The organism is Acidisarcina sp., from assembly GCA_035539175.1.
GTDB lineage: Bacteria > Acidobacteriota > Terriglobia > Terriglobales > Acidobacteriaceae > JANXZS01.
Genome location: DATLIY010000006.1, coordinates 94,799 through 106,302, shown reverse-complemented (window position 1 = coordinate 106,302; position 11,504 = coordinate 94,799). Strand labels below are relative to the sequence as shown.

The window sequence follows — 11,504 nt, the reverse complement described above, 5'->3', positions numbered from 1 at the left end:
ACGCTGCTGAACACAGCGTACGACGCATAGACTGTCGCAAGTATAGTTAGGCAAACATTGGAGATACGCAACGATTCGCAACCTGCAGGATGCTGCCATCCCCGCGGCTTCCGGCTTCCCAGATTTTGGGATGGTTCAGACGATGGTTCGAAGCGCTGTAACTTTTCCTGCTCCTGGAAATCGTTCGTGATGAATGCTCGCAACTGCTGCGGACGAGAAAGCCAACCGCAGGCACCATCAGCGGGTATTGAGTTCATTTCAACGCCAGGAGTATTTCGATGACCATGAATAGCCTTCTACGCCGCACCACGCTTGCTGCTGCCCTATTCGCAGCTTTTGCCGCCGCGGCCTTCGCGCAAGAGACACGTGTGAGCGTCCCCAGCAACAAGTCCTACGAGCAAACTGTCGAGACCTTCAAGATGGCCGTTAGCAAAGGGGGCATGATGGTGATGAGCACCGTGGATCAGGGCAACATGCTCAAGATGACCGGCCTCAGTATGAAGGGGACCTTGTTTCTCGTAGGCAACCCCAATGTCGGCAAGCAGGTGTTTGAAAAGGATCCTGCCGCCGGCCTCTACCTTCCCCTCCGCGTATACATCTACCAGAGCACTGCCGGCAAAACTTTCCTTAGTTATGACAAACCATCGGTGATGCTGAAGCAGTTCGACAATGGAACCATCGATCAGACCGCAACCATGCTCGATCAAAAGCTCGATATGCTGACCCACATGGTCGCCCAGTAGGACAACTGCAAAGTGGCAAGGAAGGAGGACTGCGAACCCTCCTTCCAGGAGTGCTCCATGATACGAACACTGTCCATCCTTATATTGCTTGCGGCGGCCTCAGTGTCGCCGCTCATCTTTCCGATTGCAGAGTCTGGCAGAAGCTCGATGGATATTCTGGCGAAGTTCGCGCTTTTGCCGGCATCTCTACTTCTGCTGCTCACCATCGGCCTGCTGTACCGTGTTGATCGCTCGCTCGCAAGAATCAGCGCATTGGGCCTGGCAGCCGGAGCGGTGGCCACGATTGCGCTGGAGGCCGTCCGACTGCCAGGCTTTTGGCTTGGTTTTATGCCCGGTAACCTTCCCCGATTGATGGGCGTGCTATTGCTCGACCAGTTCGCCTCCGGGCCTTCTATGAAGTCAGATGTTGCTGGGTGGCTCTATCATTTTTGGAACGGCGCCAGCTTTGGGCTGATTTATGTGCTTGCCTTTGGAACCTGCCGCCGCTGGCTCGGAGCGGCTTTTGGCGTGCTCCTCGGCTTCGGCTTCCTGTTGAGTCCCGTCGTAGCGTCACTGGGTGTAGGCTTTCTTGGTCTGGAGTTTTCCAAGGGATTCCCCGTGACCGTCACCCTTGCACATGCGGCTTTTGGCCTTGCGTTAGGCTGGCTTGCCATGGCCTGGCTCGGCTTCATTGATAGCCCCCTTGCCGGAGTATTCCAGGCGTGTCTTCCAATCCGCTCCGTCGTGCATCGGTCGCTCGATTGAATCTGTAACGTAATCGATTCTGGCGAATCGTCCTCATAGGGTGAGTTTCTTGATAGCGATGACGCAAGAGCGGAAGGCGAAAGAAGCGGCAACCGCCGCGTTGATCCCGCGAATCCTGGCGGGAGAGAAGGACCTCTTCCACGATCTGATTCGCCCGTACGAACGAGGCTTTTTCCTCCAGGCATATTCGATCGTTCGCAATCATGACGATGCTGAAGAATCCGTACAACAGGCAATGATGAAGATATTTTGCAACCTCGCACAGCTAATGGAACGCGATAAATTCAAGCAGTGGGCCATGCGGGTCATCGCAAACGAGGCAAGAATGTGCCGGCGAAAAAGGCGTCAGTACCTTTACGAGTCCATCGATCAGGTTGCGACGGAAACATCGGATGAAAAGCCCTTTTCCCCAAAGCAATTTGCGGACTGGCGCGACCTGCCAAGCGATGAGGTCGAAAAGAAAGAAGTGCGAGAGGCAATCGGCAGGGCGCTTGCGGAGCTACCCGATATCTACCGCGAGGTCTTTGTTCTTCGCGATATGCAGCACCTCGATGTCGCCGAAACTGTAGAAGTGCTGGGAATTGGCGAATCCGCCGTCAAGACTCGGTTACATCGTGCTCGCCTCATGCTGCGCGAGTCTCTCTCCCCAATTTTTGCGAAGCCTGGAATCTCGGTTTGGGAACGCTGGAAAGGATTGAACCCATGGTTAGCTGCAAAACGATAATCGCGCATCTCTCCGAATACCTGGATGGAAACGCTTCGGACGAGATGCGACAAAAGATTGAAAGGCACCTGCGCGGTTGCCGCCGCTGCAGCGCGGTCTATGACAGCACGCGGAAGATGCTGGTGATTACAGGCGATGAGCGAGTCTTCGAGCTTCCAGAGGGATACGGAGAGCGGCTCCACGGCTTTTTGAAAACGATGCTCTCAAATTCCGAAGCACAATAGATTCGATGGCCCAATCGACCATCCAGGAAATGAATCGGCATGCGCTACAACTACAGAGGCCTATCAACCTTCTCGGGAAGATCGGGCAGAATGATTCGCGGCCCATTTGCGTTTTGGCGCTAGCGTCGAGGAGAATGATAGGGTGCATCTCACTGACAAAGGATCGTTGATTGCGGGCGCCTTAGCCGCCATAGGTGCATCCGTGTGCTGTGTTGGACCGCTTGTGCTGCTCGCCTTGGGAATCGGCGGTACATGGGTTGGGAGCCTGACAGTGATGCAGCCGTTCCGGCCAATCTTCATTGCTCTGACGCTTGTCTTTCTCGGACTGGCCGGCTACAAACTCTACCTGGCTCCGCAAGTGTGCGCGCCTGAGATGCCATGCGCCAATCCCAGCACACTTCGACGGCAACGTATCATTTTCTGGGTTGTTACGGCCTTATTGGTCGGTCTATTGGCCGCACCATGGTTCGCACCACTCTTCTATTGAAGGGAGATTCTATGCGCAAACTACTGATTGCCGCACTTGCTATGTTTTCTCAAATAGCAATGGCGGCTACACCTAAAACGGTTACCCTGGACGTCAAGAACATGACGTGTGAGGTTTGTCCCATTACGGTTAAGAAGTCGATCGAGAAGATCCCCGGTGTAAGCGCTGTGAAGGTGGATTTTGGCACAAAGACAGCTACCGTAACCTACGATCCGGACAAGACCAAGCCCGAGGCACTGACTCGCGCAACCACAAACGCAGGCTATCCCTCCACGGTAAGGAGGTAATATCGCGATGAACGGGATTGTTCTGGAATCTGTGCTTACTTGCCCACATTGCGGCATCGCTAAGCGAGAAACGATGCCCACCGACGCCTGCCAGTTCTACTATGAGTGTGATAATTGCAAGACGGTGCTACGTCCCAATCCGGGAGATTGCTGTGTCTTCTGCTCCTTTGGCTCGGTAAAATGTCCCCCAATGCAGCAGCAGAGTTGAGGCCGCCAATCGTCAACTGCGCGCATATCTGCCTCTTGCAAGCTCAGTGCTAAGAATTTAGAAATTAAGGCCAGTGAGAATAGAGAAAGCGCCATGGCCTGGTCTCCAAAGGTCATGGCGCTTTCTTCCTCTTGCCCTTGATGTGCCGGCCTTATGCAGCCAAGCCGGCACATACATGGTTAGCAACCCGAGATTCGTGCACTTAGTCTGGCTGCTGATCGTGGCAGGACTCGCCTGCCGCATCGCTCTTATCGTCGCTTCCGGTATTCTCCTGGCTGTTGGTCTTCTTACGAACGACGATTGAATCGGAGAGGACGGTGTCCGCTGACGAGTTAGCGACGTATATTTTGTAGGCGCCGTCAGCAATCACCCAGTTCTGCGTCAGACTCTCCCAATACCCAAGCGGATGGCTCGTCGCATTGGGATCGATGCAGACCTGCACCTCCTTTATTTCGCCTGGATCAAGGGTTACTTTTTTGAAAGCGACAAGACGCTTTGGTGGTTCGGCAGCGGACGTAGGCATGCCGAGATAAACCTGCGGCACCACGGCGCCTCTGACGTTACCAATATTGCGGACAGAAAATTCCATTTTGATTGGCTTGGTTCCGTCCGTTACCTTTCGGCTCACAGCGAGATCAGAGATTCTGAAGTCCGTATACGAAAGGCCATAGCCAAAGGGAAACAGTGGCGTAATTCCCTGCGATTCATACCAGCGATAGCCGTTATTTAGTCCCTCGGAGTAGGTGATCGTTGGGACACCACCCACGAGGATTCCAGGAAACTGCTCCGGTGTACTTGTGGGCACATCACTCGCATTCATCGGATAGGTGATAGGCAATCTACCCGAGGGATTTGTAATTCCGAATAGAAGATCGGCGACGACATTGCCATCCTCCTGTCCCGGATACCATGCCTCGAGTATAGCTGGAACCTGATTGACCCAAGGCATAAGCACAGCATCGCCGTCCTTCAATACAAGAACTGTATGCTCTGGATTGGCTGTGGCAACAGAAGCAATCAGCGCATCCTGGTTATCGGGAAGCGAGAGGCTCGGCCTATCCTTACCTTCCGATGTCACAACACCCGCCATGACAATCGCTATGTCGGAGGATGCGGCCAACGAAGCCGCGGCAGCATTATTGCTACCATCGGGGGCGGCAATCAGCATCGTTACCGTTGCGGTCGAACCGAGTTGAGTCAACACATTTTGGAGACCCTGAAGTGGCGTCACGGTGTACAACGGGAGCACCCGAGAACTTCCACCGCCCCCATTGACCACGGCACTGGTGTAAGTGGACTGCCCGATTAACGCGATCTTGCGAAGATTCTTTGTACTTAACGGAAGCAGTCGGTTGGCGTTCTTGAGCAGGACGACACTGTCTTCTGCAATCTTTCGTGCGATCAGGCCATCCCCAGCAGCGTCGATCGGAGTCAGCGTAATGGGCCGGTCAAACTGACCCATCCGGAACATCTGGGCATATCGCCGGTTGAGTGCTGTATCGATATTCGCAATGGTGATGGCATTTGCGGCAAGCGCGGCATTGATGTTGCTGCTGGTGTAGTAATTTCCAGATGGCATTTCAAGGTCCATCCCAGCCAGCATCGACGGCGCCGTACTGTGAGCCGCGAAGAAGTCCGACTGCACATAGCCCTTGAAACCCCACTGATTGCGCAGCACATCGTTCATCAGTGGCGCACTCTCGCAGTTGTAGGTCCCATTAACCAGGGGATACGCGCACATGATTGAGGCAACATCGCCATCCTTGACCGACATTTCGAAGGGCAATAAGTTGATCTCATGTAGAACCCGGTCAGAGATGATCTCGTTGGAGGTGAACCGATTGGTTTCCTGATCGTTAGCAACGTAGTGCTTCGACATGCCTATAATTCCATGCTTCTGCATCGCACGGATGTACGGGATGGCCAGCGTTCCGGCGAGTATCGGATCTTCACCAAGATATTCAAAGTTGCGTCCACCCTGCTGCACGCGCGACATGTCCATCCCAGGACCTTCCACCTCGTGCACTCCTACATTGATAGCCTCTCGTCCGACCAGGTCGCCATATGCCCGCGCCTGAGCTACATCGAACGAGGCTGCAAGCCCCAGCGAGGAGACAACACCTGTCGCTGCCGCCTGTGGGTTGCAATCACCCATCCCTATTCCCACCGGGCCATTGCTGATTCGGAATGTAGGAATCTGCAGACTTGGAATCCCCGGTATATGACGAAACCCAATGCCGCACGAAGGAACTTCTGGAATTGGCCCCGGTGCTCCATGAAGCTGTTCTATTTTTTGATCAAGCGTCATCGCACCAACAAGCAGCGAGGCCCGTTGATCAGGGGAGAGTGCCGTATTCATCCACGGCGGGGTTTGGGCTTGAGCGATAGCCTGACTGAATAGAAAAACCACACTCAGGAAGAGTGGTAGGACGAGACTGCGAGACATCCTTGCATAATGCATTATGAGCCTCTAAAGATCGAATTTTTCAACACTTGCCTGAATCAATCGTTCTAACAACGAACTACTCAAGGCTGCAGTCCTTCAGCGGATAGGCGGACCACCAACAAGCTGGCGGATCCGCCCATCCCGATTACCGATGAGAAATTCGGTTTCCTTGAAACAAGAGCTTCGTCAAAACGTGATCTTTGCCGATGCCTGCAAGGAACGCCCTCCGCCAACCCCATTCACACTTCCCTGGCCGCTGCCCAGTGTGCTGGTAACCTGGCCAAAGTTTGCCGATGTGATGATGCTGCTGGTGCTGCTATTCGGGTTCGCGAATTGCGGAGTATTGCTCAACTGGAAAGCGTCAATTCGAGTTTCAAGAGCCATTTCGCGGAAGATAGTAAAGCTCTTGAAGAGAGAAAAATTATCCTGAATATAACCAGGCCCCCTGAACTGATTTCTACCCGTGTTACCCAGGCCTACATTCTGTTCTGTGCAAGGTAAGGAAGAGCATCCCCTTGGCTGCGTAAATACAGTTGGATCGAACCAATGCGTGCTGGCGCCAATTCCATGCGTCACCTTGAAGGGACGAGCCAGGCTTGCTGTCTGCGCCGTTCCGGGCGTGTTCAAAGAGCCTGGGTTTGCATAGACCGTGAATGGGAGACCAGACACCACCGAGATGATCCCTGAGAGTTTCCAGCCCCCGAGAGCTACCGCCCCCAGTCCTGAGCTGAAGTGGCTATGCCCATTGCCGAATGGCAAAGCATAGGTAAAGCTCTGTTCATAGTTGAGTGTCCGGTCGAAATCCGTAGGAGCATAATTTCTACGCCGGTTAATGAAGAACAACAGAGCACCATCATCGTTTCCACTGGAATTAGTGGCATAGTTAAGCCCCTTAGCCCATGTGAACGACGTCGTGACCGAAAGCCCATTTGTAAACCTGCGGTTCAATTGAGTCTGCAGTGACTGATAGTTCGAAGAGGTCCCGAGAAAGTACAGATTCGTTGCTGCGGTACGATGTTTCCCCGCGGGACATCCAATGCAGTTGTATTCAGGATCGGATGCTGCTCCACCACCGTAGGTACTCGGAAGATTAATATTCTGACCAGCAGGTTGATGCACCCCATGATTGGCAACATAGGCGACCTGGAGCGAGAAGCTCGCAGGAAGCGCCTGCTGCACAGCCACATTCCATGCCTCAACATATGGATTCCTATAGTCGAGAGGGATCACGCTATATGCCTGCGAGATCAGCGTCGGGGTGGTTGCCGGAATGATTCCATTATCCGGAATGGTGACTGGAACCGGTGCGGGGAATCCCGCCTGGAATGTAGCTGGCTGTCCATTGCTGAGCAAAGCCGGGCCATAACTATTCAATGGCTGGTAGCTGTTATTGGCGCGGATCGGGTAGTTGTAGGCATAGAGGTTATCCGGATAAGCCGTGAAGCTGATCCCGAAGCCTCCACGCAAGACCGTATTATCCGTAGCGCGATAAGCAAAGCCGGTCCTGGGCGCAAAGTACTTGTATTGCGTCTTCATGCCAAGGTTCGATGGATTACCACCCTTGCCTGCGATGACAAGATTGTTCGTTGTTGGATCGTAGTTTGAGAAGCCACCTGCAATCTTCGGGGAGGCTGGTGGGTAGAATTCCCAGCGAAGGCCAAGGTCTACGGTCAGCTTAGGCGACATCTGCCATTTATCGCTGAAGTAGGTGAAGAACCACCATTGTCTATAGGCCGGGAAGAAGGTATTGAGATCGCGTCCCACCTGGCTTGGGAGATCAAGAAGAAAACTGGCGATGTCGTTGGCGACGTTGGTTGTTGCACCAATCGTCGAAGTTTGATTCTCGCCAAAGGTAAAAGCTCCCCGCGGGCTGAAGGTCTGGTCTTGCAGCAGATCGTCCCGAACGCGCCGAAGATCTACGCCAAACTTTAAAGTATGGTTGCGAATCACCTCAGTCCAGTTGTTAACCAGATCGATGTTGGCCTCAGCGCGGATCCACGGCATGGAAGCGCTATAACCGATAAGAGGATAGGATTGGCCACTTTGACCGAAGTTTCCGACGGTAACGGCAACCTGACCGCTAGTGAAAGGCTGTCCGCCGATGTTTACCCCGGGGATGCCGATCTTGGTTGCATCGTTCGTGCCGTAATCGCTTGGCTGCGCGCTGTTGTGGAGATGTGCGACGCCGAACCTGACCTCAGTGAAGAGGGTATTGGAGAAAATATGGTTGTAGTTCAGGCCCGTACTATATGCGTTTTGATTGCCGGTTCCCTGAAATCCTGCACCCTGCGGACCACCTAGAAACGCGCCAAAGGCAGGCGCCTGGAAGGTAAGAACGCGCTGAAAACTATAACGTCCACCGAGGTGATTTTTCTCGTTGATCGAGTAATCGAGCTTGCCATCCACACTGTCCGTGGTCTTGGTGAAAGGAAGCTTCGTAGCAAAGTTGTTCGTTGGGTTGGCAAGATTCGATGTGTTTTGATTTGGCCGCGCAACCTTCCCCAAAGCTTGAAGGATCGTTAAGGAGACGGGATTCACCCTGGAGATCGGGATGAGATTACCTGCAAATTTGCTTCGTCCGGATCCGTCGGAGTTGCCGGTGTTGGGGTCATATACCTGTCCCGCACCGGTTGCGGTATTCAGCGGCGCACTCAGGTCAATAAAGCCTGAGCCATTGTCTGTGTAGAACTGGGGCGGAGGAATCGTGAAGGTATTCGAGATAACTTCGCGGTCCGTTGTGCGGAGGTAATCGGCAAAAAAGAAGAACTTGTCTTTTAGTATCGGGCCGCCGATGCTGCCACCGAAGTAGTTATAGGCAAGATGCCCCAGGGGGCCACCGAAATAGGTGCGTGCATTCGTCGCGCTATTCTGTATGAACTCAAATGCAGAACCGTGGAACGCATTTGTCCCGGACTTTAGGGTAACGTTTGTGACGGCACCGGTGGCACGTCCCATCTCCGCCTCAAAGTTGTTGGTGGAAACGTCTACATTCTGGATTGCTTCTGCTGGAGGAATAATGATCTGTAGCAGGCCGGTGCGCTCATCATCATCGATACCTTCAATCTGATATAGATTGCCGATTCGGGGTAAACCGTTCACCTGAGTCTGCAGAGCACTTTGCGCATTAAAGAATTGAGAGTGCTGGAAGGTCGCAGGCGAAGTCCCGGGAACAAGATTCAGTAGCGATTGGAAATTCCGATTGCCGCTAATAGGTAAGTTGGTGACTTCGCGCGACTCAATTTTTGTACTGATGTCGGCGCGGTCCGTCTGAAGGAGTGGCGGAGCCGTTGTCACGAGAACGGTTTCGGAAACACTTCCCGGAGCCAGAGCAAGATCTACGCGGATCGAGGAGTTGATCATAACCTCGATCTTCTGATGAGTCACCTTCTTAAAACCTGCGGCCTCGGCAGTGACGTCATATGTACCAGGGGAGAGATCAGGAAAGGTATAGTTTCCGCTCTCATTGGATAAAGATTGATGCAAAGCTCCAGTCTTTTCTTCGGTAGCAGTAATCTTTGCGCTTGGTACGAACGCACCAGTCGTGTCTGTGACCGTCCCCAAAAGCGTTCCGCTTACCGCCTGGCCGAAGAGTGGCGCAGCCCAGTTGACAAAGAAAATTGCCAGGAACCAGATGAATATCTTGTGCTTAATCAAAGTGCCCTCCTTAAAGGTTTACAAATGAGCGCAATAGTTTTTGTGTCGATGGTTTGAACGATCCGGGGAGAAGGCTGCCTCTTGCCGGGTTAGTATTGGGAGATCACCAATCAGCCGCCGGACAATTGCCTCCCCCATGTCCGTTGAAGACTGCGACCCTCTGGAGCGTCCTCCAGCCCTTAAGAAATTGGCCTGAGAAATGAAACTAAGGTTCGAGAACGAGTCCCGCATAGAATTGGAGGGGACCATATTGAGCATTTTTGAAGGAGGGAAGTTACTTACGGTATGTGCGCTGAGTATGATGCCTGTGCTGGCTGCAGCCGCTTTAGTATGTTGGGCTTAAACTGACGTAATACAAATCTGGAAGGCACGTATCATACGGTCGTCAAACCACAAACTACCGGGGACTGCCCCTTTGACATTCGTCGGCGCGAAGCTGTACCTTTTGGTTCTATTTATGGACAGTGCAGGTACACGTGACAATGTCGACTGAGCCCAGCACAACCAACTGGATCCCTAGTAGCTCGAATGACCGGGCGATGGTCGCCGAGCAACTCGAGCGGATTCTGCTAAGTCCGCTGTTCAAACACAGCAAACGGTACTCACCATTTCTCCGCTATGTGGTCGAGAAGAGTCTTGCCGGACAAAGAGACTTTCTGAAGGAACGTACGATAGGTGTCGAGGTTTTTGGGCGCGATCCCCTGTACGACACCAACAACGATCCCATCGTTCGCGTTACCTCAGGGGAAGTCCGAAGGCGAATCGCACAGTATTACCACGAGAACGGGCACGAGCAGGAACTGCGGATCGAACTCTCTCCAGGCTCCTATGTGCCAGAATTCTTTCCCGTCGCTACACCGCGACAAGCGGAAGAGTTGGCGGTAATTGACGGTGAGATCGAGTTACCTTCGATCCGCCAGCCACGGATAAAGAAGAAGATCGTTATTCCATTGGCGGGGCTTTTATCCATCCTTGTTCTGCTTGCCTTAGCTGCTGAATGGCGAGCACAAAGTCACGCCGCGCTCGACAAATGGTGGCAGCCGGCATTTCATTCTCCTTCACCGGTGCTTCTCGCAGTGGGCATCATAGGCAACCCCGTTCCAGCACAACCGCCTTCGTCCCCGGAACTTCAGAGCGCAGGCGAAGATACCCGACGATCGGACCGTGTCGGGCTCGTGGATGCGATTGCGTTGGAAAGATTTGCTTCTCTCCTCTCAATGCATGGGCAATCTTACCGGACGCTTTCTTCCGCAACCACCACCTATAACGATCTGCGCGGTGGCCCTGTGGTGCTCGTCGCCGGCCTCAATAATCCTTGGACACTGCACATTACCGATCCATTGCGGTTCCATTTTGCAGTTGTTCCTGAGGCAAAGCTTGCCATGATTGCGGATCGACAACATCCGGAGAATACGGGATGGCATATAGACTTTTCACTCCCTCACTCGCAGATCAAGCAGGATTACGCCATCGTCGCGCGACTGCATGATGCTACTTCGGAGAAGCCCATCTTTATAGCAGCGGGTATTGGAGGCAGTGGCACTTCGGCAGCAGCCGAATTTCTGACGGCTGAATCGTCGCTCCGGGAACTAGTTTCGAAGCTTCCCGCCCATTGGGAAGATCGGAATGTAGAGGCAGTTATCCAAACGAAGGTCATCGGTGGCGAAGCAGGCCCCCCGCAGCTCGTCTCAGTTCATGTGTGGTAGCTCCTCATCCCTGAGATCAGGATTTGACCTCTCCCATTACAAGCGGCTCTTACCCCACGACGGCCGTCGTTATAGTGCCGCCTTGCAGTTGAGCATTGTCCCGCATCGCATACGAGGCAATCGATCTTATCGAGAGGGCGACGGATGTGTGACATTAAAAGAGGGAGTTCCGCTGATCCTCTGCGTCCGAGAATCTTCGCTGAGTATCACTAAGAACAAGCTCGCAGTACTGAAGCAGGTGCCATCATCTTCCCAATAGCGCTAGCATTTTTATAGCGGCG

At 53.3% G+C, this 11,504-nt stretch carries 9 protein-coding genes; 7 read left to right on the top strand and 2 right to left on the bottom strand.

Going from position 1 to position 11,504, the window contains the following annotated elements:
* Window positions 1–284 precede the first annotated feature (284 nt).
* The 6 genes from VM554_02290 (at window position 285) to VM554_02265 (ending at window position 3,417) form a co-directional block, all read left to right on the top strand.
* The gene (locus VM554_02290) at window positions 285–743 is read left to right on the top strand and encodes a DUF302 domain-containing protein (GenBank protein ID HVJ07189.1); all 459 of its coding nucleotides are present in this window, start codon (window positions 285–287) and stop codon (window positions 741–743) included.
* 57 nt (window positions 744–800) lie between these two features.
* On the top strand, window positions 801–1,487 hold the full coding sequence (locus VM554_02285) for a hypothetical protein (GenBank protein HVJ07188.1): 687 nt from the start codon (window positions 801–803) through the stop codon (window positions 1,485–1,487).
* A 58-nt stretch (window positions 1,488–1,545) separates the two neighbouring features.
* Window positions 1,546–2,211, top strand: coding sequence for a sigma-70 family RNA polymerase sigma factor (locus VM554_02280; GenBank protein ID HVJ07187.1), 666 nt, complete (start codon window positions 1,546–1,548; stop codon window positions 2,209–2,211).
* A complete protein-coding gene (locus tag VM554_02275; protein ID HVJ07186.1) occupies window positions 2,190–2,435 on the top strand; it encodes a zf-HC2 domain-containing protein in 246 nt (81 codons plus the stop codon). Before VM554_02280 ends, VM554_02275 begins: the two co-directional genes overlap by 22 nt.
* Window positions 2,436–2,933: 498 nt before the next feature.
* Complete coding sequence (gene merP / locus VM554_02270; GenBank protein ID HVJ07185.1) at window positions 2,934–3,209, top strand: mercury resistance system periplasmic binding protein MerP; 276 nt, start codon at window positions 2,934–2,936, stop codon at window positions 3,207–3,209.
* A gap of 7 nt (window positions 3,210–3,216) precedes the next feature.
* Window positions 3,217–3,417, top strand: coding sequence for a GDCCVxC domain-containing (seleno)protein (locus VM554_02265; GenBank protein ID HVJ07184.1), 201 nt, complete (start codon window positions 3,217–3,219; stop codon window positions 3,415–3,417).
* Window positions 3,418–3,619: 202 nt separating this feature from the next.
* Here VM554_02265 and VM554_02260 read toward each other — a convergent pair whose 3' ends face one another.
* Together VM554_02260 and VM554_02255 are read right to left on the bottom strand one after the other, a co-directional pair.
* Window positions 3,620–5,572 (bottom strand): glycoside hydrolase family 3 C-terminal domain-containing protein, encoded by a 1,953-nt coding sequence (locus tag VM554_02260; protein ID HVJ07183.1) that lies wholly within the window; start codon window positions 5,570–5,572, stop codon window positions 3,620–3,622.
* A 477-nt stretch (window positions 5,573–6,049) separates the two neighbouring features.
* Window positions 6,050–9,517, bottom strand: a complete 3,468-nt coding sequence (locus VM554_02255; GenBank protein ID HVJ07182.1) for a carboxypeptidase regulatory-like domain-containing protein — start codon at window positions 9,515–9,517, stop codon at window positions 6,050–6,052.
* 482 nt (window positions 9,518–9,999) lie between these two features.
* On the opposite strand from VM554_02255, the gene VM554_02250 reads away from it, so the two are divergent.
* A complete protein-coding gene (locus VM554_02250) occupies window positions 10,000–11,223 on the top strand; it encodes a hypothetical protein (GenBank protein HVJ07181.1) in 1,224 nt (407 codons plus the stop codon).
* Window positions 11,224–11,504 lie beyond the last annotated feature (281 nt).

Bases quoted from the DNA above. Each gene is read 5' to 3' on its own strand.
- VM554_02290 (HVJ07189.1), top strand. From the start codon at position 285: ATGAATAGCCTTCTACGCCGCACCACGCTTGCTGCTGCCCTATTCGCA.
- VM554_02285 (HVJ07188.1), top strand. From the start codon at position 801: ATGATACGAACACTGTCCATCCTTATATTGCTTGCGGCGGCCTCAGTG.
- VM554_02280 (HVJ07187.1), top strand. From the start codon at position 1,546: ATGACGCAAGAGCGGAAGGCGAAAGAAGCGGCAACCGCCGCGTTGATC.
- VM554_02275 (HVJ07186.1), top strand. From the start codon at position 2,190: ATGGTTAGCTGCAAAACGATAATCGCGCATCTCTCCGAATACCTGGAT.
- merP (HVJ07185.1), top strand. From the start codon at position 2,934: ATGCGCAAACTACTGATTGCCGCACTTGCTATGTTTTCTCAAATAGCA.
- VM554_02265 (HVJ07184.1), top strand. From the start codon at position 3,217: ATGAACGGGATTGTTCTGGAATCTGTGCTTACTTGCCCACATTGCGGC.
- VM554_02260 (HVJ07183.1), bottom strand. From the start codon at position 5,572: ATGGGTGATTGCAACCCACAGGCGGCAGCGACAGGTGTTGTCTCCTCG.
- VM554_02250 (HVJ07181.1), top strand. From the start codon at position 10,000: ATGTCGACTGAGCCCAGCACAACCAACTGGATCCCTAGTAGCTCGAAT.